The sequence below is a fragment of the Arthrobacter sp. SAFR-179 genome (assembly GCF_059414945.1).
Window position 1 is genome coordinate 22232 of record NZ_JBPFDM010000008.1, and the last position, 23216, is coordinate 45447.

The 23216-nt window shown below is 65.8% G+C and carries 24 protein-coding genes; 17 read left to right on the top strand and 7 right to left on the bottom strand.

The window, feature by feature from the left end; translation table 11 throughout:
* Positions 1-4 precede the first annotated feature (4 nt).
* From ACR65K_RS13415 to ACR65K_RS13430, 4 genes are all read right to left on the bottom strand, one after another.
* A complete protein-coding gene (locus ACR65K_RS13415; RefSeq protein WP_440153343.1) occupies positions 5-472 on the bottom strand; it encodes an SRPBCC family protein in 468 nt (155 codons plus the stop codon).
* A gap of 31 nt (positions 473-503) precedes the next feature.
* The gene (locus tag ACR65K_RS13420; RefSeq protein ID WP_440153345.1) at positions 504-1421 is read right to left on the bottom strand and encodes a 2-hydroxyacid dehydrogenase; all 918 of its coding nucleotides are present in this window, start codon (positions 1419-1421) and stop codon (positions 504-506) included.
* Positions 1418-2200 carry a DeoR/GlpR family DNA-binding transcription regulator gene (locus ACR65K_RS13425; RefSeq protein WP_440153346.1) on the bottom strand — a complete coding sequence of 261 codons (783 nt, stop codon included), beginning with the start codon at positions 2198-2200 and terminating at the stop codon, positions 1418-1420. The genes ACR65K_RS13420 and ACR65K_RS13425 overlap by 4 nt, the downstream gene beginning before the upstream one ends.
* A gap of 70 nt (positions 2201-2270) precedes the next feature.
* Positions 2271-3413, bottom strand: coding sequence for a Gfo/Idh/MocA family protein (locus ACR65K_RS13430; protein WP_056331838.1), 1143 nt, complete (start codon positions 3411-3413; stop codon positions 2271-2273).
* Between the two features lie 137 nt (positions 3414-3550).
* On the opposite strand from ACR65K_RS13430, the gene ACR65K_RS13435 reads away from it, so the two are divergent.
* From ACR65K_RS13435 to ACR65K_RS13490, 12 genes are all read left to right on the top strand, one after another.
* Entirely contained in the window at positions 3551-4450 is a 900-nt protein-coding gene (locus ACR65K_RS13435; protein WP_440153348.1) for a carbohydrate kinase family protein, read from the top strand.
* A 32-nt stretch (positions 4451-4482) separates the two neighbouring features.
* Positions 4483-5367: an aldolase gene (locus ACR65K_RS13440; protein WP_440153349.1), complete on the top strand. Its 885-nt coding sequence runs from the start codon at positions 4483-4485 to the stop codon at positions 5365-5367.
* A gap of 89 nt (positions 5368-5456) precedes the next feature.
* Positions 5457-6746, top strand: a complete 1290-nt coding sequence (locus tag ACR65K_RS13445) for an ABC transporter substrate-binding protein (RefSeq protein WP_440153350.1) — start codon at positions 5457-5459, stop codon at positions 6744-6746.
* On the top strand, positions 6743-7699 hold the full coding sequence (locus ACR65K_RS13450; protein ID WP_440153351.1) for a carbohydrate ABC transporter permease: 957 nt from the start codon (positions 6743-6745) through the stop codon (positions 7697-7699). Before ACR65K_RS13445 ends, ACR65K_RS13450 begins: the two co-directional genes overlap by 4 nt.
* Before the next feature lie 4 nt (positions 7700-7703).
* Positions 7704-8519, top strand: a complete 816-nt coding sequence (locus tag ACR65K_RS13455) for a carbohydrate ABC transporter permease (RefSeq protein ID WP_440153352.1) — start codon at positions 7704-7706, stop codon at positions 8517-8519.
* Positions 8520-8583: 64 nt separating this feature from the next.
* Entirely contained in the window at positions 8584-10023 is a 1440-nt protein-coding gene (locus ACR65K_RS13460; RefSeq protein ID WP_440153353.1) for an NAD-dependent succinate-semialdehyde dehydrogenase, read from the top strand.
* Entirely contained in the window at positions 10024-10767 is a 744-nt protein-coding gene (locus tag ACR65K_RS13465; RefSeq protein ID WP_440153354.1) for a sulfite exporter TauE/SafE family protein, read from the top strand.
* 52 nt (positions 10768-10819) lie between these two features.
* Positions 10820-12094 carry an AGE family epimerase/isomerase gene (locus tag ACR65K_RS13470; RefSeq protein WP_440153356.1) on the top strand — a complete coding sequence of 425 codons (1275 nt, stop codon included), beginning with the start codon at positions 10820-10822 and terminating at the stop codon, positions 12092-12094.
* A gap of 219 nt (positions 12095-12313) precedes the next feature.
* Positions 12314-13555, top strand: a complete 1242-nt coding sequence (locus tag ACR65K_RS13475; RefSeq protein ID WP_440153357.1) for an MFS transporter — start codon at positions 12314-12316, stop codon at positions 13553-13555.
* Between the two features lie 203 nt (positions 13556-13758).
* Entirely contained in the window at positions 13759-14415 is a 657-nt protein-coding gene (locus ACR65K_RS13480; protein ID WP_440153358.1) for a hypothetical protein, read from the top strand.
* A 96-nt stretch (positions 14416-14511) separates the two neighbouring features.
* On the top strand, positions 14512-15057 hold the full coding sequence (locus ACR65K_RS13485; RefSeq protein WP_440153360.1) for an RNA polymerase sigma factor: 546 nt from the start codon (positions 14512-14514) through the stop codon (positions 15055-15057).
* Complete coding sequence (locus ACR65K_RS13490; protein ID WP_440153361.1) at positions 15057-15863, top strand: hypothetical protein; 807 nt, start codon at positions 15057-15059, stop codon at positions 15861-15863. Before ACR65K_RS13485 ends, ACR65K_RS13490 begins: the two co-directional genes overlap by 1 nt.
* A gap of 140 nt (positions 15864-16003) precedes the next feature.
* On the opposite strand, the gene ACR65K_RS13495 is transcribed toward ACR65K_RS13490, so the two are convergent.
* Positions 16004-16339, bottom strand: a complete 336-nt coding sequence (locus ACR65K_RS13495) for a cupin domain-containing protein (RefSeq protein ID WP_056331862.1) — start codon at positions 16337-16339, stop codon at positions 16004-16006.
* Positions 16340-16487: 148 nt separating this feature from the next.
* On the opposite strand from ACR65K_RS13495, the gene ACR65K_RS13500 reads away from it, so the two are divergent.
* Positions 16488-17723, top strand: coding sequence for a mechanosensitive ion channel family protein (locus ACR65K_RS13500; protein WP_440153363.1), 1236 nt, complete (start codon positions 16488-16490; stop codon positions 17721-17723).
* A gap of 54 nt (positions 17724-17777) precedes the next feature.
* The gene (locus tag ACR65K_RS13505; protein WP_440153364.1) at positions 17778-18530 is read left to right on the top strand and encodes an ArsR/SmtB family transcription factor; all 753 of its coding nucleotides are present in this window, start codon (positions 17778-17780) and stop codon (positions 18528-18530) included.
* Between the two features lie 63 nt (positions 18531-18593).
* Here ACR65K_RS13505 and ACR65K_RS13510 read toward each other — a convergent pair whose 3' ends face one another.
* A complete protein-coding gene (locus ACR65K_RS13510; RefSeq protein WP_440153365.1) occupies positions 18594-19940 on the bottom strand; it encodes an alpha-L-fucosidase in 1347 nt (448 codons plus the stop codon).
* A 14-nt stretch (positions 19941-19954) separates the two neighbouring features.
* A complete protein-coding gene (locus ACR65K_RS13515) occupies positions 19955-20722 on the bottom strand; it encodes a FadR/GntR family transcriptional regulator (RefSeq protein ID WP_056331869.1) in 768 nt (255 codons plus the stop codon).
* A 166-nt stretch (positions 20723-20888) separates the two neighbouring features.
* Between ACR65K_RS13515 and ACR65K_RS13520 the strand changes: the two genes are divergently transcribed.
* Genes ACR65K_RS13520 through ACR65K_RS13530 form a run of 3 tightly spaced genes read left to right on the top strand, consistent with a single transcriptional unit; the run spans position 20889 to position 23177 of the window.
* Complete coding sequence (locus tag ACR65K_RS13520) at positions 20889-21317, top strand: RbsD/FucU family protein (RefSeq protein WP_440153366.1); 429 nt, start codon at positions 20889-20891, stop codon at positions 21315-21317.
* 10 nt (positions 21318-21327) lie between these two features.
* Positions 21328-22203, top strand: coding sequence for an amidohydrolase family protein (locus ACR65K_RS13525; protein WP_440153367.1), 876 nt, complete (start codon positions 21328-21330; stop codon positions 22201-22203).
* A gap of 2 nt (positions 22204-22205) precedes the next feature.
* On the top strand, positions 22206-23177 hold the full coding sequence (locus ACR65K_RS13530) for an aldo/keto reductase (protein WP_440153368.1): 972 nt from the start codon (positions 22206-22208) through the stop codon (positions 23175-23177).
* The last annotated feature ends 39 nt before the right edge of the window (positions 23178-23216 follow it).

Genomic DNA, 23216 nt, shown 5'->3' on the forward strand with positions numbered 1-23216 from the left:
GGCCTCAGCTCTTCCTGGCCGCGACTGTGGAAGCCAACGCCGAGAGTCCCCGTTCGAAGTCGGCGCCCACCATTTTGTCCATGTTCATGAACAGCGCGAACACCCTGCCCAGGCCCTTGTTCTCCCCGGTCATCCGCCAGGTCACTTCAGTGCCTCCCGGGGCAGGGGTGAAGCTGAAAGTGGTGGGGTTCAGCGCCTTGAACGGCCTGGTGAACTGCAGCCGGATCCGGACCAGGCTCGAAGGCACTGATTCCTCGATCTCCATGGTGCCGCTGCCCGCCTTGCGGTTGCCGCTCCACTCATACCCGGCCCCCGTCCCGGATTCACTGCCGAAGTAACGGCGGCTCATGCCCGGATCGATGACCTCCCACGGGGACCATGCGGTCCATTCGTGGAAGTTGTTGACCAGCGGAAAGATCTCTTCGGCGGCGGCAGGGATGACGGCACTGCGGCGGACTTCAAAGGTGGACATGGGCCAAGCATAGGGGCGGGAGCCGCTGCCGTTAAGGGAGGACCACGTTCACCGGATCCTTGCCCTCGAGCAGCAGCCCTATCTGCTTCCGGAGCAGCCGGACCATCCGGGGGAACATGGCAGAGCTGGCGCCGCCCACGTGCGGGGTGATCAGCACGCCGGGGGTGGTCCACAAGGGGTGGTCAGCGGGCAGCGGCTCCGGATCGGTGACGTCCAGGGCTGCCCGGAGGCGTCCGCTTGACGTCTCTGCCAGCAACGCTCCGGTGTCCGCTACCGGCCCACGGGCCACGTTGACCAGCAGGGCGCCGTCCGGCATGGCAGCCAGGAACTTCGCGTCCACCAGTTGCTGGGTGTCGTCGCTCAGCGGGACGCTGACCACCACGATCTCGTGCAGCGGCAACTGCTCGTAGAGCGAGTCGATCCCGAGGATGGTTCCGCGCTCATCGTCCCGGGCGCGGCTGGCCATCCGGGTGACCTCGGTTTCGAACGGCAGGAGCCGGGCCTCGATGGCCTTGCCCACTCCCCCGTAGCCCACCAGCAGCACGCGCCGGTCGGCCAGGCTGGGCCGCTGGCTGTTGTCCCATGCGCCGGTTTGCTGGTTCCGGACAAAGTCAGGGATACCGCGCTGGGAAGCGACCATCATGCCCACGGCGAGCTCCGCCGTGGACGTCTCATGGACTCCCGCCGCGTTGGCGAAGGTGACGCCTTGGGGCAACACCGCGGCGACGCCGTCGTACCCGATGGACTGGCTCTGCACCAGCCCGACGTCGACGCCCTCCAGCGCGGAGAGCGCCGACGGTTTGCCCATGTAGCCGGGGACCACCAGGTCCAGCCGGCGTTCCGGCGGCGGCCCGGTCAGGTCCCAGAGAACAAAGTCGACGCCGTCCATCGGGGCCAGTGCGTCCAGCAGGTTTTGGGCGGGCAGGCAGACGCGCAGGCGGGCGGTCATGCGGCCACCATCAGCTTGACGTTGGCGGCCCTCAAGGCATACTCGATTTCCTGCGGCGGCGGCGCATCCGTCACCAGGACGTCCACAGCATCGAAACCCGCCAGCCGCGCCAATGCGTACCGCAGCATCTTCTGATGGGTTGCCACCACCACCACCTGTTCGGCTGAATTCATAAGGGCGATCTTAGTGGCGCGCTCCACGTCACGCTCAATATAGAACGCCTCGTCATGGATGCCGCTCACGCCGATGAAGGCTGTCTTGGCACGGAGGCCGGCGGCGGCGCTGATGGTCATGGGGCCGTTGAACGCCTGGCTGTCCAGCAGCAGCTCCCCGCCCAGGCAGATAGTGCGTGCCGCCGTCAGCTGGAGGCACCGCTGGATGGTTGGCGCGGAGTGCGTGATGACAGTGCCGGTGAAGGACGTGGGCAGTTCCTGCGCGATCTGGTAGGTGGTGGTGCCGGCGTCGAGGATGATGGCATCCCGCTCGCCGACCAGCGATAGACAGGCCCGGGCAACCCGCAGCTTGGCCTCCGCGTCCTCCCGGACGCGTGCAGCGAAGTTTGCGTTCTGGCCGTGCCCGTCCACAGCACTGACGCCCCCGTGGACCACCCGGGCCAGCCCGCGCTTGGACAGGACCCGGGTGTCCCTCCGCACCGTCATGTCGGAGACCGCGAACGTCTCCGCCAGGTCGTTGGTGGAAATGAACCCCCTGCGACCGAGTTCATCCAGGATGGTGCGCTGGCGGGGCGTCAGCGGAGCCTCTTCATGTGTGGTGCTCATCGGCCGTTCTCCCTCCCCAATACGCCGGGCAGGAGCCTGGCGGGATGTTGCAATTCCAACACGTATCTTCTTATGAACGTACCCCGACGGCGGCATTACCCAACTCCACGGGACGTCCTTCCGTAATAGAACGTTCGGCAGCGAGGCCCATGCGGACCGACTGCAGGCCGTCCGCCACGGTGACCTCCACCGGACCTTCACCCAGGATGGCCTTCCGGAAGCCCAGGTGCTCATAGTAGGTGGAGCCGTGGTGCGCGCCGGCTGCCAGGACAGCCTCATCCACCGGAACGTCATGCTTTTCGGGGCCCAGCGGGGACCGTGGGCTGAATTCCACAGTTGCCTCAGTCTCGTCTCCGGGAATCCAGTGATTGGCAGCTACCGGGATGAGGGTTTCAATCTTGGCAGCGTCCCCCACAACGGAGATCCGTTCCTGGAACTTGGATCCTTCGGCAAACATGGACAGCTCCAGCATGGCCCTGCGACCGCCCTTGAAGTCAACGATGACGTAGGCGTTGTCCACCATGTCCGAAACCCGTCCGTCATAGACCTCGTCCATATGGTTAACATCGTGGCCGCCGCTGGCATAAACCCGCACCGGCTCGTCCTGCAGGATCAGCCGCATCAGGTCGAAGAAGTGGCAGCATTTTTCAACCAATGTGCCGCCGGTCCGCTCTGCGAAGCGGTTCCAGGCGTCCACCTTGTGCAGGAACGGGAAGCGGTGTTCCACGATGGAGAGCATATGGATGTTGCCAAGCCTGCCGCCGTGGGCCGCCTGGATGATCTCCTGCACCGGCGGCATATACCGGTACTCCATGGCAACCCACACTGGTGCGGAGTAGTTGGCGGCCAGCACCTCAAGTTCGTCTGCCTGCTCCGCGCTGGTGCACACGGGCTTCTCCACGAGCACGGGCAGGTTGGTTCCGCTGGCGAAAATGTCCTTGAGGATGCCCAGGTGGGTGTCGTTGGGGCTGGCGATCACGAGGGCGTCCACCAGCCCTGATGCCAGCAGTTCCTGATGGGAAGGAAATGTCCGGACCTCATAGCCGATCTCCTTCACCGTCTCATCCAGGGACGACGACGTGGGATCCGACACTGCGGTGATCCGGCTTCCCGGGATCAGGGCAAGGTTCCGGACATGTTCACGGGCCATATGGCCGGCTCCGATGAGGCCGTACCGGATTGTCCGTACTGATTCCGCAGTAGGCAATGACATGAGCTGCTCCGTTTCTCTACGTTGAGTGGGGGACCGCGGCGTTGCATCCCAAACACAACTATACAGAAAATGTTGTTTTTCCAACATGCTATGTGTATATTTCTTCAGTACCAGCCGCAACTACAACGAGGTGGAACGTGCCCCAACCGTCAACTGGACCCCTGCTCTTCGTAGGCTGCGCCACCCTTGACTCCATCGCCCTGGTGCAGGACTACCCGGCGGCGGACAGCCGCACTGTCGCCACGGACTTTGCGACGGCGGGCGGCGGCCCCGCAGCCACCGCAGCCGTCGCGGCGGCCCGGGCAGGCGCCAACACTGCCTTCGCCGGCGTCCTCGGCACTGATGAGGAGGGTGACCGCATCATCGCCGGACTCGAGGCCGAGGGCGTGGACACCTCCGCCGTCGTCCGCGATCCCGGTGTCAAAACCGGCGCCAGCGTGATCATCGTCAGCAGGGCCACCGAAAGCCGGGCCATCGTCACCCGGCCCGTGCCCCCGGTCAGTTTTCCCGCCGGGAGCCGGTTCTTCGAACTGCTGGAATCAGCCGCGTGGGTCCACACGGACCACCTGGGCTGGAACGCCGTGGCCGGCACCGCCGCCCTGAACATCAGCGTGGACGCCGGCAATCCGATCGCCGCCTTCAGCCCCCGGGGCGTCGCACTCTACGTCCCCACCATCGAAAGGCTCGCCGCCGAGTACGGCGCGGACCTCTCCCCCGCGGCGCTCCTGGGCAAAGCGGTCGACGACGGTGCCTCCGCCGTCGTCGCCACCGCCGGCGCAGACGGCGCCTGGGTCCTGGAACGGGGCGGCGAACCCGTCCACGTGCCCGCCACGCCGGCAGAGATCGTTTCCACCCTCGGCGCCGGCGACGTCTACCACGGCGCACTCCTCGCGGCCGTCGCCGCCGGGCTCCCGCTGGTGGAGGCCGCCGCGTTCGCCGGCCGCACCGCCGCAGCCTCCTGCGCCGGGCTGGACGGCCGCTCGGCCATCCCGCACCAGGCCGTCACCTCCGAACTTGCCACCAACCAACCTGCCTAGCCCTAATACCAGCCAGCTGAAAGAAGCAGCCCATGAGCCACACCGACCTTTCCCCCCTGCAGCGCCCCTCAGGCGCCTTCGCGATGCTCGCCGTGGACCAGCGCGAAGCCATGCGCAACATGTTCGCCGAGCACACGGACAAGCCCGTTACCGACCAGGACCTGCAGGACTTCAAGCTGGAGGCCGCACGCATCCTCAGCCCCTACGCCTCGGGAATCCTCATCGACCGGCAGTTCGCCCTTGACCAGGCCATCGAGGCCGGCGTCGTGGACCCCGGCTGCGGACTCATCGCTTCCGCGGACCACTTCGAATCCGCGCACGGCGAGCTGGTGGGCGAGGTGACCATCGACCGCCTGGTGGAGCCGCACAAGTACAAGGCCCTCGGCGCCAAGGCCCTCAAGCTGCTGGTGCTGTACCGCCCCGACGAGCCCGCCGAGGGCCGGGTGGCCATGGTCCGCGAATTCGTGGAGAGCTGCCGGTCCGCCGGGCTGATCAGCATCATCGAACCCGTCTCCCGCAAGCCCCTTGCCGGCGGCGACTTCGACTGGAACGCCGGAATCCTCGCCGCTGCCAAGGAACTGGGCAGCCTGGGCGCCGACCTCTACAAAGCCGAGGTCCCCTTCAAGGGCCAGGCCTCCGAAGCAGAGGTCCGCGCCGCGTGCGCCGAACTGACCAAGGCCATCGACGGACCCTGGGTGGTCCTGTCCTCGGGTGTCCCCGAAGACGTCTTCCCGGACGCCGTTCGGTGGGCCTGCCTGGAAGGTGCCAGCGGCTTCCTCTCCGGACGCGCCGTGTGGGCCTCCTGCATCGGCGCCCCCGACGTCGTCGCATCCCTCTCCACGGACGCCGTCCGCCGGCTGCAGCGCCTCTGCGCCGTGGTGGACGACGTCGTCTCCAGCCAACGGACGCACGCCTAGGCGCGGTTGGAGCGCCGAAGCGTCGCCGGGGCAACCCCTCTCCGCAGCAAGCAAACAAGGCACAGCAAACACTCAACGAGGAGAATATTGTGAGTCAGATTTCACGCAGGCAGGCCATGGCCATTCTCGGCGCCCTGGGCTTCGGCGCCACCGCGGCGGCGTGCGCCGGGCCCGGCGGTTCCACCGCACCCGGAGGAGCCAGCGGACCGGCTGCCCCGTCCACCGGCGCCGTCACCGGCAAGGTCTCCTTCGCGCACTGGCGCGGCGAGGACAAGGCCGTGTTTGACGAACTCATCAAGCGCTTCGCAGCAAAGCACAGCGGCGTGGAGGTGGCGCAGGACATCTCCACCTCCAACGACTACAACGCCCAGGCCCTGCAGAAGCTGCGCGGCGGCTCCATCGGCGACGCCTTCGCCACCTTCCGCGGCGCCCAGTTCAAGAACTTCACCGAAGCCGGGATCTACACCGAACTCAAGGACAGCCAGGCGGTGAAGAACTACCAGAAGGGCCTGCTCTCCGCCGGACAGAACGGGGACAGCCAGCTGGGCCTGCCCTACCAGGTGGTGTTCCCGATGCCCATGGCCAACCTTGATCTCTTCGACAAGGCCGGCGCCGAGATTGCCCCCAAGAACTGGGACGCCTTCCTGGGCATGTGCGAGAAGCTCGCCTCCGCCGGCGTCATCCCCATCTCCTGGCCCGGCGGCGACGTGGGAAACGGCGGCCAGCTGTTCAACTGCATGATCGCCAACAACGCGCCGGTGGACGACATGTGCGCCCAGATCGAGCAGGGCAAGCTCAAGGTGACCGACGACTGGTTCATCAAGATGCTGAACCAGTACAAGGACCTGGTCCCGTACCTGCAGCCCAACGCCACCGGCACCGCGGTGGAGCCGGCACAGAACCTGTTCTCGCAGGGCAAGGCCGCCATGCTGGCCACCGGTTCGTACCACATCGCAGCGGTCCGCGGACTGGGTGCCAAATTCCCCATCGACCTGGTGTTCCCCAACACCACTTCCGACGGCAAGGGCAAGTACGAGGGCGCCTACAACGCCACCTTCATCCTGGGCGTCAACTCGGCCAGCAAGAACCAGGCCGCCGCGGCAGCCTGGATCGATTTCCTCTCCGAGCCCGAAAACGCCGGCTACTACGCCAACCAAACGGCCCAGCACGTTTCCGTGGACAAGGTGGAGTACACCAACCCGGACCTGAAGCGGCTGAGCCCCTGGCTGCAGAAGAAGACCGCCCTCGCGGCCCGGTTCCAGTTCAACAACCTGGACGTCCGGAATGCGGTGGAGGCCAGCGCAACGGCCGTCATCTCCGGCACCAGCCCGGAGCAGGCAGCCGCAGCCGCCCAGAAGATTGTTGACGAACGGCTATGAGCATCCATCCGGGAACCGCTGCCAAGGGCAAGGCACCGGAGAGCCCAACTCCCGCCAACACTGCCAAGGTGCGCCGCCGCTCCCCCACCCGGGTGAATCCGGCCCTGTACCTGTTCCCGTTGCCTGCCGTCGCCGTCGTCGCCTTCTTCCTGGTGATGCCCACGCTGCAGGCCTTCCAGTACGCGATCACTGACTGGAACGGCTTCTCGGCGGCGTTCAACTACGTGGGGCTGGACAACTTCATCCGGGCGTTCACCAAGGACTCGCTGTTCACCAACGCGCTGACCAACAACCTGAAGTTCGTGCTGCTGGTGGTGATCGCCCAGACGATCTTCTCACTGATCCTCGCTCTGCTCCTGACGAAGAATTCCCGCGGCAGCATCCTGCTCCGCGCCCTGTTCTTCTTCCCCACCATCCTGTCCTCGGTGTCGGTGGCCTTCATCTGGAAGTTCATCTACGATCCCAACTTCGGCCTGGCCAACACGGTCCTCAAGACGGTGGGTGTGGACGGCGGCTCCTACCTTGGTAACGACGCCCAGGCTCTCTATTGGGTCGCTGTCACCCAGGTGTGGTTCCATTCCGGCCAAATGATGGTGGTCTACATCGCGGGGCTGCAGGCCATCCCGCGCGAACTATACGAAGCAGCGGAAATGGACGGCGCCAACAAGTGGCAGCAGTTCAAGTCCATCACCTGGCCGTTCGTGACCCCGGCCACGTCCATCGTGGTGGCCTACACCACGGTGCAGTCGTTCAAGGCGTTCGACCTGATCCTGGGCATCGCGGGAAACCCGCCCAAGAGTTCCCTGGACATCCTCTCCACCCGCATTTACAGCACCTTTGCCAACTCGGAGTTCGGCTACGCCGCCGCCCAGTCGATCATCTTCATGGCGATGATCGCCCTGGTCACCTGGCTGCAGCGCCGCTTGCTCCGGCTGACCCCGAAGGGGGAATAGCAGCATGCTCGCCTCAATAAGCCGCCGCGCCATCCTGGCCATCTACGCGGTCATCATCATCGTTCCGCTGACCGTGGTGGCCTTCGGCAGCTTCAAGACCACGCAGGAACTGTTCGCCGGGCCGTTCAGCCTCCCGCACTCCATCGCCCCGGATAACTTTGCCGAAGTGGTTGGCGGCCAGAACCTGGGCTCGTCCTTCATGAACAGTGTCATTGTCACCGGCATCTCCGTCCCGCTCACCCTGTTCCTGGCCAGCCTGGCCGGCTACGCCGTGTCCCGGCTGAAGGGGTTCATGTCCTGGGCCATCTTCGGTTTCCTGGTCCTCGGGATGGCCATCCCGGCGCAAGCCAACATGGTGCCGCTGTACGTGCTCTTCGGCAGGTTGGGCCTGCTGGACAACCTGGGCGGCCTGATCCTGGCCAATGTGGTGTCCACCTTGCCCATCGCAGTGTTCATCCTGGGCGGGTTCATGCGGACACTGCCCAAGGAACTCTACGAAGCATCCTCCATTGACGGCAGCGGGCCGTGGAAGACCTACGCCTCCATTGCCCTTCCGCTCTCCGCCCCCTCCATCGCGGCCGCCGCGATCTTCCTGTTCGTCATCCACTGGAACGAGCTGCTGTACCCGCTGCTGTTCATCCAGACTCCCGGCAACCGCACCCTGCCGCTCGCGCTGCTGAGCTTCCAGGGCGAATTCCAGACCAACTACCCGCTCCTGTTCGCCGGCGTCATCCTGGCATCCCTGCCCGTGGTGGTGGCCTACGTCTTCCTGCAGCGCTACTTTGTTGCAGGCATCACCGCCGGGGCGAGCAAGGGATGAGTACGACGACGACGGGCGGCTGCGCGGGTGGCCGCGCCCTCCCAGCCAACGAAAGGCACCATTCATGAACCTCAAATCGGCCCGGCACCTTATTAACGGCAGCTGGCATACCGCAGGAACCGCCAAGGACGTAACTGATCCTGGCAACGGCAGCACCGTGGGCGAGGTGGCGTGGGGCACCGCCGCGGATGCCACGCAGGCGGCCGATGCCGCGGCGGAGGCCTTCGGCCCGTGGTCACGCACCACCGTCCGCAACCGGGCGGACCTGCTCCGCAACGCCGCCGACCTCCTGGCGGAACGCCGCGACGAACTCGCGCACACCCTGGCACTGGAAGCCGGCAAGCGGCTCCCGGAGGCACAGGGCGAGGTGGATTTCTCGGTGGAGTATTTCCGCTGGTTCGCGGAGGAAGCCCGCCGGGCCACCGGCACCCTCAGCCCGCCCGAGCTGCAGGGCCGCCGGCACCTGAGCACCCGCAAACCCATCGGCGTGGCCCTCAGCCTCACGCCCTGGAACTTCCCGGTCTCCATCCAGGCCCGGAAACTGGCCGCCATGCTGGCCGCAGGCTGCACCGTGGTGGGCAGGGTGTCCGAGAAGGCACCGCTGGCCGCCACCGGCCTGTTCGAGGTCCTGCACGACGCCGGGTTCCCCGCCGGTGTGGTGAACCTGGTCCACGGTCCCTCCCGTGAGATCACCGGGGCATTGATGTCCCATCCGGCGGTCCGGGCCGTCAGCTTCACCGGGTCCACGGGCGTGGGCAGGCAGATCATGGCGTCAGCCTCGGAGCGCGTGGTCCGGCCCCTGCTGGAACTGGGCGGCAACGCGCCCTTCATCGTGTTCGAGGACGCCGACCTGGACGCGGCCGTCGAAGGCGCCATCCTGGGCCGGCTGCGCAACACCGGCCAGTCCTGCGTGGCCGCCAACCGGTTCCTGGTCCAGGACAGCATCGCGGACGAGTTCGCGCAGAAGCTCGGCGCACGCTTTGACGCGATGAGCATCGGCCACGGCGTTCCCGACGCCGGCGCCCCGGTTCCGGATCTGGGTCCCGTCATCGACGCCGAACGGGTATCCGCGGTGCAGGCACTGGTGGACGACGCCCTCAGCCGAGGCGCCCGGCGCGTTACGCAGCGGACCGAGGTCCCGGCGCAGGGGTCCTTCCTGGCACCCACACTGCTCGCCGACGTCCCGGACGACGCACCATTGGTGACCGATGAAGTGTTCGGCCCGGCGGCCGGCGTCGTCACCTTCTCCTCGGAGGAAGAGGCAATCAGGAAGGCCAACGCCACAGAGATGGGCCTGGCCGCCTACGTGTGGAGCAGCAGCCCCAAGCGCGGCTGGGACATCCCGGAGCGGCTCGACGCCGGCATCGTCGGCGTGAACGACCCCTTGCCGTCGGTTGCCTTCGCCCCCATGGGCGGCGCCAAGCAATCGGGCCTGGGCCGGGAGGGATCAAGCCTGGGCCTCGAAGAGTTCGAGGAGGTCCAGTACGTGGCCTGGAGGCCGTAAATGCTGACCACCGGGCTGGTGTTGGGCGCCGTCGTCATGGGGGCCGGGATGCAGCGCGTCACCGGCATGGGGTTCGCGCTGGTGGCTGCCCCCTTCCTGGTCCTGCTCCTGGGCCCGGTGGAGGGTGTGGTGCTGGTGAACGTGTGCGGCGCCGTGACGGCGGGGGCCATCATCTTCCGGGTGGTCCGGGACATCGACTGGAAGCGGTACATGCTGCTCGCGGCCTCGGCGCTGCTGGGGATCATCCCGGCGGCGATCCTGATCCGCCTCATACCGCCGGCCATCCTGGAGATCTCCATCGGGGTGATCCTCGCCGTCGGCCTGACCGTCCTGCTGGTCCTGAAATCCGCTACCCTGCCGGAGCGCCGCCGCTACCTCTTCACCGCCGGCGGCCTCAGCGGGTTCATGAACACGGCGGCAGGCGTGGGCGGGCCGGCCGTCAGCATGTACTCCATCGCCACCCGGTGGCAGCACAAATCCTTCGCGGCCACCATGCAGCCGTACTTCTTCACCATCGGCACGTTCTCCCTGGTCTCGAAGGCGATCACCGCTCCCGCCTCGTTCCCGGCGCTGCCGTTGGCCATGTGGATCGCCGTCGCCGTCGCCTGCCTGTCAGGCCTTGTACTCGGTGACCTTGCCGCTAAACACGTCCCCGCCCGCGCCGCCCAGATACTCCTGATCGTCCTGGCGTATCTGGGCGCGGCAGCGACGATTGTCCGCGGCGTACTCGACGCCGCCGGCTGAGAACTGCCGCACCCGTCCAACACCCGCAACCTGCAAAGAAAGAGGAAACAACATGACGTGGCTCGACAATGCCGCCCACGCACGATGGCTCGAGGCGGAAACCGACCGGCTTGTCCGTTTCGCCGAGGCTTCCAAGGTCCCCACGGGATTCGGCTGGCTGGATAACTACGGCAAGGTGTTCGCGGACAAGCCGACCCATCTTTGGATCACTGCGCGGATGACCCACAGCTTCGCCGTCGCCGCACTGATGGGACGGCCAGGTGCTGCGACCCTGGTGGACCACGGCATCGCGGCGCTCAACGGCCCCCTCCACGATGATGAGTTCGGCGGCTGGTACGCCGAGGTGGACGCCAACGGCCCCGTGAATGACACGAAGTCCGGCTACCAGCACTCCTTCGTGCTCCTCGCCGCTGCCAGTGCCGTAGCCGCAGGGCGGCCCGGGGCCCGGCAATTACTGGACGAGGCCCTCCGGATAGCCGACACGAAATTCTGGGACCACCAGGCCAACATGTGCTTCGACTCGTGGAACCGGGAGTTCACGGAAACCGAGGCGTACCGTGGCGGCAACGCGAGCATGCACTCGGTCGAGGCCTACCTGATCGTCGCGGACGTAACCGGGGAGAACCGCTGGCTGGAACGCGCCCTGCACATCGCCGAGGTGCTCATCCACGACTTCGCCCGCAACAACAACTACCGGGTGTTTGAGCACTTCGACCCGGAGTGGAACCCCATGCCGGAGTACAACACCGACGACCGGGCCAGCCAGTTCCGCGCCTACGGCGGAACGCCCGGCCACTGGGTCGAGTGGGCGCGCCTGCTCCTCCACCTCCGCGCCGGGCTCGAGGCCCGCGGCCTGGACGTCCCGGCATGGTTGCTGGAGGACGCCCGCGGCCTGTTCGACGCCGCCATCCGCGACGCGTGGGAACCTGACGGCCACCGTGGCTTCGTGTACACGGTGGACTGGGAAGGCAAGCCGGTGGTCACCACCCGCATCCGCTGGGTGCCCGCCGAGGCCATCGGGGGCGCCGCCGCCCTCTACATCGCCACCGGCGAGACAAAGTATGCGGACTGGTACGAGCGGATCTGGGACCACGCCCGCGACTGGTTCATCGACTACGAGCACGGATCCTGGAAGCAGGAACTCGACGAGAACGGCAACGTCACCTCCACCGTCTGGTCCGGCAAGGCGGACATCTACCACCTGTGGCACTGCCTGGTGGTCCCGCGCCTTCCGCTGGCGCCCGGCCTGGCCCCAGCAGTCGCAGCCGGACTGCTGGACGCGCGCCTTAACCAGACACAGCGGGTCAACGAGGCTATCAGCCGCTGATTCCGTCCGGCCAGGTTCGTACACGGACACCGATTCCGGCCGCCGGTAGGAGATCCTTTACAAGGGGCGGTTCGGGGACCGTGCGGTGGCTCCGCACGGCAGGAGCAGGGCGTCTGTCATGTCCGTGACAGACCCTTCGATCCGGTAAATTTAAGGGAGGAATTGTCAGGCGAGCAGCGCCGCATTCCACCCCTCCCCCTTGAATGGATCCTCACCCCCATGTCCTCCGCGACTTCCGCGCCCGTGCCTGCCCGTTTTCCGTATGCCGCGATGGCGGTCCTTGCCACCATCGCTTTTACTGCCATCACCACTGAACTCCTGCCGTCCGGCCTGCTGCCCCAGATCAGCACCGGTTTGGGGGTCTCCGAGCCGGTGGCCGGCTACCTTGCCGCCGCCTACGCCGCCGTCATCGTGGTCACGGTGGTTCCGGCTGCCCGCCTGTTGGGAAAGATTCCCCGGCACGCCCTGCTGGTGGGCCTGGTCCTGACCTTCGCACTCAGCAATGCCATGGTGGGACTGGCACCGGATTTCACCTCGGCGATGATCGCGCGCCTGGTGGGTGGCCTGGCACATGGGCTGCTGTGGACAACCATGGCGCCGTTCGTATCCCGGGTGGTCCCGGCGGACAAGGTGGGCAAAGCCCTGGCGATCGTGTTCAGCGGCAACAGCCTGGGCCTGGCCATCGGCGCCCCCGTTGGTACGGCTTTGGGCGGATTCCTCGGCTGGCGCGCAGCGTTCCTGGTGCTCGCCGGGTTCGGGGTGGTCCTGACCGTGCTTGCATTCTGGCTGCTCCCCCGCGTCCGGCGCATTTCGGATGCCGCCCGGCCGTCACTGCGCAAGGCCATCGGCCAGCCGGGTGTGAAATCAGTGGCCATCGCCTGGCCGCTGCTGGTCCTGGCCCACTTCGCGCTGTTTACCTACATCGCCCCCTTCATCCGCGAGGCCGCATTGCCGGACTACGCCATCAGCCTCTCCCTCACGGTGCTGGGCGGATCCGGGTTGCTGGGCATTTGGATTGCGGGACTCACCGTGGATTCCCGGCCGCGCCGTTCATTGCTGATCACGACGGCGGCCATCGCCGCGTCGATGTTCCTCCTGCCTTTCGCGGTGGGGAACCTGCCCCTGGCCCTGGTCCTGATGACCATTTGGGGGGCCGGCCTGGGCGCGATCGGTATTTACAACCAGTCGGCGATCCTCCGGGCCGGCGGCGAGTACAGCGAGGCTGCGAACGGGCTCACCGTCCTGACCATCCAGTTGGGCATCACCATCGGCGCGCTGTACGGTTCGGCGGCGCTGGTGGTGGGCGGCCCGCTGCTGGTCCCGGCCGCGGCGGCGATACCGTTGGTTGCCGCGTTTGTGATTACGCTCGCCGGGAAGCGGTATGCCTACCCGCCGGGCCCCCGCGAACGCATCTGGCTGGAGCCTCGTCCCATCAAGGAAAGCATCAAGGAGCGCGCCTAACCTCCCGCATCGATTGCTCCGTAGACGCCGTTTTCACGCCCCAAAACGGCATCTACGGAGCAGTCGATGAGCCCTGTGATGACAAGTTCGTCAAAAGTTTGTCGCAAACCCGTAACCTTTGTGACCTGAGTTTCGATCCACTAAGTGCGGGGATAACCCGCCGAGTTGATACCAAACAAAAGAGTTCGTCAACGGAGGGTCTCATGTCTTTCTTCACTTTCTCGGGCAACAAGCTCGCCATGACTGTGCTGGCAGCAGGAGCTTTGGCGGTGGGCGGCACGGGCGTAGCCGCCATGGCAGAGTCGCTGCCGGACACACCGTCCGTCCTTGCGGAAACGGAATCGCCGTCGCCGAGCCCCACGGCAACGGAAACGGAATCCCCCGAGCCAACTCCCACGGAAACCGAAACCGAGGCGCCGGAACCTACGCCAACGGAAACGGAGACAGAAGTGCCGGAACCTACGCCAACGGAAACAGAAACGGAGTCACCAGAGCCGGCCCCCACGGAAACGGCTGACCCCGAACCTTCGCCCACGTCCACGGCCGCGGGACCTGACGCCACCGGCCCTGCAGCCTTCGGCCTTTGCAATGCCTTCACCAACGGCGGCTTGAGCACCACGTCCACGGCCTACACCGCCCTGGTCCAGGCTGCCGGCGGGGAGGACGGCGTCGGTGCCTACTGCGCCACTGTTGCGGCTCCCGGAGACGAGGACGCCGAGGACGGCGACTCCCCTGTCACGGCAGGGCAGGACCAGCTACAGCAGCCGGTGAAGGAGCAGCGCCAGGGCGTAGCCTCATCCAACGGCGCCGGACACCAGGCCGGCACCAGCGCCAAGCACTCCAACAACGGCCAGCGGTAGCTGTCGTATGGCTCTGCTGCCCCGGGACGCATTCACCGTCCCGGCGCAGCAGCCAATGTGCAGAGCGTTCCAGGGAAATCTGCCGCAGGGGGGCGGATGCAAAGGATTGAGCACGAGGCAGAGCCGTCAGGAAAGACGGACGACAGCATCTTCTGTGCTGCTTACCGCGAATTCTCGCCTGGGGTGCTCAGCTACCTGCGCTCACGTGGCGTTGAGGACCCCGAGGCTCTGACCCAGGAGGTCTTTCTGGCCCTTGTCCCGCAGCTCGGGGACGTGCGCGGCGGGATGAAGGGCGTCAAGTCCCTGGTCTTCTCCATCGCCCATGCACGCTACGTTGACGAGCACAGGCGAAGGCTGAAGACGCCACACACCACGGACTACGACCCTGATCAGGACCCGCGCTGCAGCACTTCGGCCGAGGACGACCTGCTGGCGGTGGAAAGCTCTGGCAACGTCAAGTCCTTGCTGAGTGATTTGCAGCAGGACCAACAGGATGTGATCACGCTGAGGATCGTGGCGGACCTTTCGGTTGAGACGACGGCGGAGATCATGGGCAAGACCCCCGGTGCCATCAAACAACTGCAGCGCCGGGCCCTCTGCCGCCTCCGCAAGCTCTGTACCTCATTACGGGAGGACCGGTAATGACGACTGACGACAAGGCCCGGCAGAAGCGCAGGCTCAGCGACGAACAATCCGTCGAGGCGCTGCTGACCGAGGCAGGCTTCCCGAACGATGCGGAACTTCGGGAACTGTTGCTGGAGCTGCGGACGCTCAGGGTTTCCGAAGTCCCCGCTCCGTCAGCCGAGCTTGCACCATTTTTGGCAGACTCCAAAACAGCCAGCGTGACCTGTTTAGAACCGGGCAAGCACCGGAAGAAGAAGCACGTCGTCATCACTACGCTCGCCGTGGCTGCTTCCTTCGGTATTGCCGGCGGCGCCGCGGCAGGAAACGAAAACGTCCGCCGTGAAGCTGGGGAAAGCATCAGTGCCGTCATGGGCTGGTTCTCGCCTCCGGCCCCCGGGACTCCTGCACCCACCCTTCCCGCCGAAGCACCAATGCCCGGGCCTACTGTCATACCCGCTCCCGCGTCGGACGTACCCACTGCGGCGCTGACCCACGGGCCTTTGCCTGCTCCTCCTTCGGCACCCGCCCAGTCCACCGACCGGATTGCTGCCGAACCTCCGGAGACACACGAACCGGCCGCTGATTCACCTGAAGTTCCCCCGGGTGGCCTGACCGGGATGCCGGCAGATGCTGGCCACGGAGCTGAGCCCGGCGCTAAGGCCTCCGGACAACGCGGCGGTGTCGCCCCTCCTGAGGCAGGCGGGCCTGCCATCCCCGGCAGCGATGCCACCGAATCGAAGGCGGGCGGCAAAGGGGCGCCAGACCGGCCGGACACACCCTCGGCGCCTCCCATGCCCAAGACCAAGCCCGGCCCGGCACGTTGATCTGGCATCCGGAATACGCGCGGGACTTCGGAACGAAAGCCGGCAGCCGCCGTCGAACTTTATGCGCAATACGCCATCGAGTGCTCCGTAACTGTCGTTTTCAGGGTCCAAAACGACCAATATGGAGCAATCGATGGGACTTAGTCGCGGTACTTGGCCACCGTGAACAGGAAGGTGGAGTCCTCCTCCGCGTGAAGGCTGTGCAGGCCGGGCGGAACGATCAGCAGGTCGCCCACCTTGCCCTGCCACGATTCCCCGCCGGCGCGAAGGCTCACGCAGCCCTGGATCACGAACACGGTGGCGTCCCCCGGATTCTGGTGCTCACTCAGTTGGGTTCCGGCCGTCATGGCCATCACCGTCTGGCGAAGGATCTTCTCGTGGCCGCCGTACACAGTGTCTGCAGCCCTGCCGTTGGTGGAGCCGATGGCGGCCTCGAGCTGCTGCCGGGCCAGCGCATCGATCGATATCTTCTGCATGGGCCCAAGGCTACCCACCAGCGGCAACCTTGGCGACAGGGTCGCCACTGGCAGCTGGCTCTGAGTGCGCGCGGCCCAGCCAGTGTGGCGGCACACCACAGCCCTGTCGATTTCGAAGGCCGGTAACAGGCTTGGTAAAGGTTAAGGAATGCTAGACGTCCTGAATCCCGCCCTGCCCTTCATCGCCACTGTCCTTGCCGTCGTGGCCGGACTGGCGCTGTCCTGGCTGCTCCGCAAGGTGGTCCTCCGCCTGAACCGGAAGCGGCCCGAGCTGCAGGCCACCTCCCGGGTGGCGCGCCGGCCGCTGCGCCTGGCACTGTGCCTGGCGGGCGTCCGTACCGCGCTGGGGCTTACGGCCGGCAGCGAAAGCTGGCACCCCGGCGTCGACCACCTCCTGTTGATTGCCCTCATAGGTGCGCTTGCCTGGCTGGCCATCGCGGTGCTGCTCATCGTGGAAGCCGTGGTGCTGAACCGGCACAGCGTGGACGTGGCGGACAACCGGCGGGCGCGGCGGCTGCGTACACAGATGATCCTGGCCCGCCGGATCGCTGTGGCGCTGGTGGTGGTGCTCGCCGCCGGCACCGCGATGCTGACCTTCCCGGCCATCCAGGCGCTCGGTGCCGGACTGCTGGCGTCAGCCGGCGTCATCTCGATCGTTGCCGGCCTTGCCGCGCAGACGTCCCTGGTGAACGTCTTCGCCGGCATGCAGCTGGCGTTCACCGATGCCATCCGGGTGGATGACGTGGTGGTGGTGCAGAAAGAGTGGGGCCGAATCGAGGAAATCACGCTCACCTACGTGGTGGTGCATCTCTGGGATGACCGCCGTCTGATCCTGCCGTCCACCTACTTCACCACCACGCCTTTCGAGAACTGGACCCGCCGCCAGTCCGAGGTGATGGGCACCGTGGAGTTCGACCTCGACTGGCGTGCCCCGGTGGAAGACATGCGCACCGAACTGCGCCGCCTCCTTGCCGGTACCGAACTGTGGGACGAGCGCGTGGGCATCCTGCAGATCACCGACGCCACGGGCGGTTTTGTCCGCGTCCGGATCCTGGTCAGCGCGGCGGACAGTGCCGCGCTCTTTGACCTGCGCTGCCTGGTCCGCGAATCCATGGTCACGTTCCTGCAGCAGCACCATCCAGAAGCCCTGCCCCACCAGCGCTGGGAACAGGCAACGGACGACGCCGGCACCGCCAACCGGCGCAGGGCACCACTGCGCGGGCTGGGTTCGCCCTCCGCCGGCGGCGCGCATCCCCCCGCAGATCCGCACGAATCGCAGTTGTTTACCGGGTCCATTGAGGCGGTGGAGCGGTCCCGGGCGTTCACGGGACCGGGCGAGGAGGTCTTCGAGGAGCGGGACAGGAACCTCGCGTCCCGCAACTGATCCGACTGCGCAAACCCTTGATATGTGACCTTTTAGTCACCTATCGTTGCTGTCATGGACGACGTGTTCAAGGCACTCTCCGACCCCACCCGGCGGGACCTGCTCGACGAGCTGTTCCGCGAGGACGGCCAAACGCTGAGTGCCCTTGAAGGGCGGTTCGACATGACCCGCTTCGGGATCGCCAAGCACCTCCGCATCCTGGAGGACGCAGGCCTGGTGGTGACCCGCCGTCGGGGCCGGGAAAAGCTGCACTTCCTGAATCCGGTCCCCATCCGCCTGGTCCACGACCGCTGGGTCAGCAAATATGCAGAACCATGGGCCGCTGCCCTCAGCGACCTCAAATCCAGATTGGAAAGTCCCATGGAAAAGATCTTCGAGATTTACATCAAGACCACGCCCGAACGGCTCTGGGAAGCCATCACGGACAGCGACATCCGCAGCAAGTACCAGTTCGGCAACACCCTCGAGGCCGACTGGTCCCCCGGCGGCCGGTTCGTGATGAACAACCCGAAGGCGGGTGCACCGCTGGGCGAAGGCGAAAACCTGGAGGTGGACCCGCCCCGCCGCCTGGTCCAGACCATGCGGGCCCTTTGGGGCGAGGACGTCAAGGCCGAGGGCACCTCCACCATCACGTGGGAGATCGAACCGGTAGGCGATTCCTGCCACCTCACCGTCACCCACAGCGACCTGCGCGAGGGCGCCAACGAACAGCTCTACGGCGGCTGGCCGATGATCCTCTCCGGCCTGAAGACCTGGCTGGAAACCGGCGAAAAGCTCACCACGCCCGGCTCACTGATGTACACCTAAAGCTCCCCCACAATGGCTCGACGGCGGCGGGTGCTGCCCGCCGCCGTCGAACCTCTGGTGTGACTAACCGCGCGGAATGCGCACGATCACCGGTCCCGGGCGCTCCGGGTCCAGGGCCACTTTCAGTTCCTGGCCGTCAAGACTCAGGCTGCCCCCGGCACCCTCGACCGACGCTCCGGCTGCTGGTAGCCCCTCCCCGCTGAGCCGCAGCACGGCTTCATGCCCCGCGCTGAGCGAATCAACAAAGGCAACCACCTCAGAACCGCGGTCCACCCAGCGGACCCATGTATCGCCCTGGTCCGTGGCCGCAGCGCCCTCCAGCGGGCGGGCACCCACGAGGTACTGCTTTGCGGTTGCCATCCAGTGGCCAAGGTCGGTCAGGGCCTGGCGCTGGATCTCGGGGATGGTTCCGTCCGCCCGCGGCCCGACATTGAGCAGGAAGTGGCCGCCCCGGGAAACGACGTCCGTCAGGTGCCGGGCCAACTGGCTTCCGGACAGCGACTGCTCCGGACCCTCCACCTGGTTGTAGCCGAAGGAGAATCCGACGCCCCTGCAGTTCTCCCACTCGGATTCGGCCTCGTTCTCCCTGGCCGCTTCGTACTCGCTGGTGGCGTAGTCCTTATGGGTGGCGCCCCAACGGTCGTTCACCACGCCGTCCGGAACCGCTGCGTAGAACTGTTCAAAGAGGGTTCCAAGCCCGTGCTCGCCAAAGTGCTTGCCGGCGTCGGGCCATTCAATGTCGTTCCACAGGACGTGCGGGCGGTACTTGTCCACCAGGTCCACCACATGGTTGTAGGCGTATTCGGCGTAGCCGGCGTCCTTGGGGCGGGAAGTGTCATGGACGCTTTCGCTGGTGACGTGCGGCGGGAAGGGCCGCACATGCCAGTCCAGGCCGCCGGAATAATACAGGCCCAGCTTCAGGCCCTTGTCATCCACGGCCCGGGCGATCTCGCCGATCAGGTCCCTGCGGGGACCACGGTGAACCGTGTTCCGCTCCCCTGTTCCCGGAGCATCCCAGAGCGCGATGCCGTCATGGTGCTTGGTAGTGGGAACCACGTAGTCGGCCCCGGCGAACTTGAACAGCTCCACCCAGTCCGCCGGATCGAACTGTTCTGCTTTCCACTGGTCCAGGAAGGCGTCGTAGTCCTCGCCGCCGAACACTTCCCGGTGGTGCTGCTGGGCAGGGCTGCCGTCGATGCGGATGGTGTTGAAGTACCACTCTGCGTAGGGGTTGTGGGTAAACCATTCCCGGTCCTCGATGGTGCCGAGGGCGCCGATGGGTTCGGCCCAGGCGGGAACGGAGTAGGCGCCCCAGTGGATGAAGATGCCGAACGGTGCATTTTGGAACCATTCGGGAACGGGCCGGGACAACTTGCTCCAGTCTTCCGGGGTGGCTAAAGGCTCGGTCATCAGATCACTCCAATTCATTGGTTCGGAACGTTCGGCGCGGTGGAAGGACCGCTGAAGGATGACGTGTGATCAGGGAGGGCCGAGATGTAGTCCTCCACGGCATAGAGGTGGTTTGCCATGCGGGTCCTGGCCCTGTCGGCGTTATGCTGCCGCAGAGCCTCCAGGATTCCCAGATGCTCCCGATGGGTGGCCAGCAGTCCTTCGTTGTCATGGATTGAACGCCACATTCGGCCGCGGATCGTGTTCGTGGATACTGTCTCGATCAGCGCTGACAGCACGTGGTTCCTTGAGGCCTCCGCGATAAGCCGGTGAAATTCGATGTCACACTGCATGGCGCCGGCATGGTCGATGGGTGAGGCGTGAATGGCCGCGCTCGCCCGCGCCAGTATATTTTCGGCCTGATCAAGCTGCGAGCTGTCGATACACACCGCCGCCGCCGCTGCAGCTTCCGTTTCAAGGGCCCGGCGGACGGTGTGCACCTGATTCGCCCGCTCCCCATCCTGCAGACCAACCCAGAATTCCATGGCGGAGAGGAGCGCGGACGGCTCCAGCCGGGTCACGAAGGTACCGGCCCCCTGCCTGGTTTCCAGGATGCCCATGGTGGACAATGCCCGCACGCCTTCCCGAAGGGAGCCCCTGGAAACCTGCAATTCCGCTGCCAGGTCCTTTTCTACAGGCAACCGGTCGCCCGGCCGCAGCCGGCGCGAGGACAGCATCTGTTTCACGCCTGAAATCACGACATCTGTCTGGGACATCGTCCCATGGGGATTGCCATTGCCCATGGCGGCCGCCTTTCCTAGTGCTCCTTCACGTGAGACCGCTGACATAAGCCTCTTTCATCAGATGTATGTCCTGTACAGTACTTCTCCTGCCTATACTGTCATCGAATAACTCGAAATACATCAGATGAATGACACCACGGGCCGGGAAAAGGGTAGGTGAACAGGCATGATCAACTACACGCTCACCCACCCGGACCTGTTGGCGGCCCTCGCTAAATCCGGCCACGGCTCGCAGATTCTCCTGGCGGACGCAAATTACCCGCACAACACCGGCGCTCCCGCCGCCGCCCGGCGGATCGCACTGAACCTGAGGCCTGGCCTGCTGACCATCGACCAGATTCTGGAAGTGCTGATCGACGCCGTTCCGCTCGAGGCAGCCGCAGTCATGACGCCTCCGGACGGAAACTGGTCAGAGGCAGTCAAAGGCTACGAAAGCGCACTGGGCACGGGAATTCCCATTACTTCCCACCAGCGCTTCGATTTTTATGACGCCGCGCGGTCGCCGAACGTCGCCGTCGTCATCGCAAGCGGGGACACCCGGCACTACGCCAACTTGCTGCTGACCATCGGGGTCCGGCCAGACGGAACAGCATGAGGGCCGGCAATTGCTTCAGTCAGTAGACTCACACGTCCACGTCTGGGACCCCGCCGTGCTCAGCTACGACTGGTTGACCGGGGTTCCCGGACTGAACCGGGCCTTCCTTCCACACCAACTTCCGCACATGCCCGGGACACGGGCCGTGTTTGTGCAGGCCGATTGCCGTGATGACCAGGCGCTGAAGGAAGTGGACTGGGTGGCCAGCCTCGGGGACACCTGGCCGGAGTTGGCGGCGATTGTGGCTTTTGCCCCCATTCACCGCGGGGATGCCGTGTCCCGTGACCTTGGGGAGCTCCGTCAGCGGCCCCTGGTCCGCGGAGTGCGCCAGCTGTTCCAGGACAGGGAGGCCGGTTTCATGCTGGCAGCGGAAACACTTGCCGGAGCGCGCCAGGCAGGAAGGGCCGGATTTACCTTTGACGTCTGCGTCCGCTCGTCCCAACTTTCGGAACTTGCAGCATTTGCTGCCCGGGTACCGGAGCTGGACATCGTCCTGGACCACATGGGCAAGCCACCCATTGCGGCCGGTGAACTCAGCGAATGGAGCAGTGCGATGCGTGGGCTGGCAAAGCAGCCCAACGTCGTCGTAAAAATCTCGGGGGCGGGCGCGGAAGCTGACCCGATGCGTCCGGTTGCCCCGCAGGCCCTGCCTTTCATTCGGGAAACCCTGAACCTCTTTGGGGCCGGGCGGTGCATGATCGGCAGCGACTGGCCAGTCTCGCTCACGGAACCGGCGGAGTACCAGGACTGGATCGCCACCGTGGAGCAGGCAATGGCCGGTGCATCAGCCAGCGAGCTCGAAAGCGTCGCACAGGGAACCGCAGTTCGGGTCTACCGGCTGGAGGCTGTCCGAGGCCCGGCAAACCAGGAAGAGGAAAAGGACTAATCATGCAATCAGAGACCCGCACCATCCCCGGCACCACCGTGCGTCTTCCCGTCCTAGGGTTCGGCGGCGCCCCCATCGGCAATCTGTACCGGCAAGTGCCGGAGCAGGAGGCGGTCGACGCCGTCAACACAGCCTGGGAGGGTGGCGTCCGGTACTTCGATACAGCCCCGCACTACGGGCTGGGACTTTCCGAACGGCGCCTTGGAAAAGCCCTCGCGGGCCGGGACCGCGACAGCTACGTGCTCAGCACCAAGGTGGGGCGCCTGCTCCGGCCCAACTCCTCCCCACAAGGAAAGGACTGTGAGGGGTTCGACGTTCCCGACGATCTGGCCCGTGTCCGTGACTACTCCCGGGACGGCGTCCTGCGCTCCATAGAGGAAAGCCTTCAGCGGCTCGGGACCGACCGGATCGACGTCGTCTACATCCACGACCCGGACGACTACTGGACCGAAGCAGTGGAGGGTGCCGCGCCAACACTGTCCGCGCTGCGCGACCAGGGTGTGATCGGTGCGTGGGGCGCGGGCATGAACCAGGCCGAAATGCTCCACCGCTTCGTCACCGACACGGACATCGATGTGGTCATGCTGGCCGGCCGGTACACGCTGCTCGAACAAGGAGCGGCACATGAACTGCTGCCGGCGTGCCTCGAGCGGGAAGTGGGAGTGGTGAACGTGGGGGTCTTCAATTCCGGGCTGTTGTCCAAGGAACGGCCAGCTGCGAACGCCACCTACAACTACGCACCAGCCCCGCAGGAGCTGCTGGAGCGGGCGAACCTGCTGGCGGACATCTGCGAATCACACGGAACCACACTCCCCGCGGCCGCCCTCAAGTACCCGTACCAGCACCCCGCCGTGACAAGCGTGGTCCTGGGCATGCGGACGCCGGAACAGGTGAAGCAGAACCTCGATCTGGCATCGCGGGCCGTCCCGGACCAGCTATGGGCCGATCTTCGGAACCGCGGCCTGATCACGTAACTCTCGAGAGCCAACAACACCCCAATTGACGAAAGAAGG

Bases quoted from the DNA above. Each gene is read 5' to 3' on its own strand.
- ACR65K_RS13430 (WP_056331838.1), bottom strand. From the start codon at position 3,413: ATGTCATTGCCTACTGCGGAATCAGTACGGACAATCCGGTACGGCCTC.
- ACR65K_RS13480 (WP_440153358.1), top strand. From the start codon at position 13,759: ATGTCTTTCTTCACTTTCTCGGGCAACAAGCTCGCCATGACTGTGCTG.
- ACR65K_RS13420 (WP_440153345.1), bottom strand. From the start codon at position 1,421: ATGACCGCCCGCCTGCGCGTCTGCCTGCCCGCCCAAAACCTGCTGGAC.
- ACR65K_RS13450 (WP_440153351.1), top strand. From the start codon at position 6,743: ATGAGCATCCATCCGGGAACCGCTGCCAAGGGCAAGGCACCGGAGAGC.
- ACR65K_RS13415 (WP_440153343.1), bottom strand. From the start codon at position 472: ATGTCCACCTTTGAAGTCCGCCGCAGTGCCGTCATCCCTGCCGCCGCC.
- ACR65K_RS13505 (WP_440153364.1), top strand. From the start codon at position 17,778: ATGGACGACGTGTTCAAGGCACTCTCCGACCCCACCCGGCGGGACCTG.
- ACR65K_RS13510 (WP_440153365.1), bottom strand. From the start codon at position 19,940: ATGACCGAGCCTTTAGCCACCCCGGAAGACTGGAGCAAGTTGTCCCGG.
- ACR65K_RS13465 (WP_440153354.1), top strand. From the start codon at position 10,024: ATGCTGACCACCGGGCTGGTGTTGGGCGCCGTCGTCATGGGGGCCGGG.
- ACR65K_RS13470 (WP_440153356.1), top strand. From the start codon at position 10,820: ATGACGTGGCTCGACAATGCCGCCCACGCACGATGGCTCGAGGCGGAA.
- ACR65K_RS13490 (WP_440153361.1), top strand. From the start codon at position 15,057: ATGACGACTGACGACAAGGCCCGGCAGAAGCGCAGGCTCAGCGACGAA.
- ACR65K_RS13495 (WP_056331862.1), bottom strand. From the start codon at position 16,339: ATGCAGAAGATATCGATCGATGCGCTGGCCCGGCAGCAGCTCGAGGCC.
- ACR65K_RS13455 (WP_440153352.1), top strand. From the start codon at position 7,704: ATGCTCGCCTCAATAAGCCGCCGCGCCATCCTGGCCATCTACGCGGTC.
- ACR65K_RS13440 (WP_440153349.1), top strand. From the start codon at position 4,483: ATGAGCCACACCGACCTTTCCCCCCTGCAGCGCCCCTCAGGCGCCTTC.
- ACR65K_RS13520 (WP_440153366.1), top strand. From the start codon at position 20,889: ATGATCAACTACACGCTCACCCACCCGGACCTGTTGGCGGCCCTCGCT.
- ACR65K_RS13485 (WP_440153360.1), top strand. From the start codon at position 14,512: ATGCAAAGGATTGAGCACGAGGCAGAGCCGTCAGGAAAGACGGACGAC.
- ACR65K_RS13425 (WP_440153346.1), bottom strand. From the start codon at position 2,200: ATGAGCACCACACATGAAGAGGCTCCGCTGACGCCCCGCCAGCGCACC.
- ACR65K_RS13460 (WP_440153353.1), top strand. From the start codon at position 8,584: ATGAACCTCAAATCGGCCCGGCACCTTATTAACGGCAGCTGGCATACC.
- ACR65K_RS13530 (WP_440153368.1), top strand. From the start codon at position 22,206: ATGCAATCAGAGACCCGCACCATCCCCGGCACCACCGTGCGTCTTCCC.
- ACR65K_RS13475 (WP_440153357.1), top strand. From the start codon at position 12,314: ATGTCCTCCGCGACTTCCGCGCCCGTGCCTGCCCGTTTTCCGTATGCC.
- ACR65K_RS13515 (WP_056331869.1), bottom strand. From the start codon at position 20,722: ATGGGCAATGGCAATCCCCATGGGACGATGTCCCAGACAGATGTCGTG.
- ACR65K_RS13500 (WP_440153363.1), top strand. From the start codon at position 16,488: ATGCTAGACGTCCTGAATCCCGCCCTGCCCTTCATCGCCACTGTCCTT.